The following is a 386-nucleotide window of genomic DNA, read 5'->3' as shown; positions in this document are numbered from 1 at the left end:
ATCACGCCCATCAGCGCGATGCACTCGGTATGCCAGGCCGTAAAGGCGGCCTGCTGCTGGAAATGCTGTGGCGATACCATGACGCCCTGCATCCATAACGGTCGCTCTATCTTCATTGATCCTCCGGGCTTCAGGCTTTCGCCTTCGGCATCTGCGAGACCAGCGACAGGTTCACATCCAGCCCTTCAACCTGGAAGTGCGGCACGGCGTAGAGTTTCACGCGGAAGAAGCCGGGGTTGTCCTCGATATCCTCGACCGTGACTTTCGCGTCGCGCAGCGGGTGAGAAGCCTGCAGTTCATCGCCCGGATCGGTCATTTCGGTGACCAGCGTGCGCACCCAGGTGTTCAGCTCCAGCTCCAGCAGGCGGCGGTCTTTGGTGGTGCCG

At 61.1% G+C, this 386-nt stretch carries 1 protein-coding gene and 1 pseudogene; both read right to left on the bottom strand.

Annotation, left to right across the window (positions count from 1 at the left end):
* Positions 1-116 (bottom strand): hypothetical protein (locus tag CYR32_RS21935; RefSeq protein WP_241523877.1); only part of this gene is annotated, 116 nt, incomplete at its 3' end.
* Positions 117-130: 14 nt separating this feature from the next.
* Positions 131-386: pseudogene (locus tag CYR32_RS21240) on the bottom strand (type VI secretion system contractile sheath large subunit); the annotation flags it as partial.

It is taken from the genome of Chimaeribacter coloradensis (assembly GCF_002858715.1).
In the GTDB taxonomy this organism is placed as follows: Bacteria; Pseudomonadota; Gammaproteobacteria; order Enterobacterales; family Enterobacteriaceae; genus Chimaeribacter; species Chimaeribacter coloradensis.
Note: the sequence above shows the minus strand (reverse complement) of the source record. Positions and strands in the feature narration are given on the sequence as shown.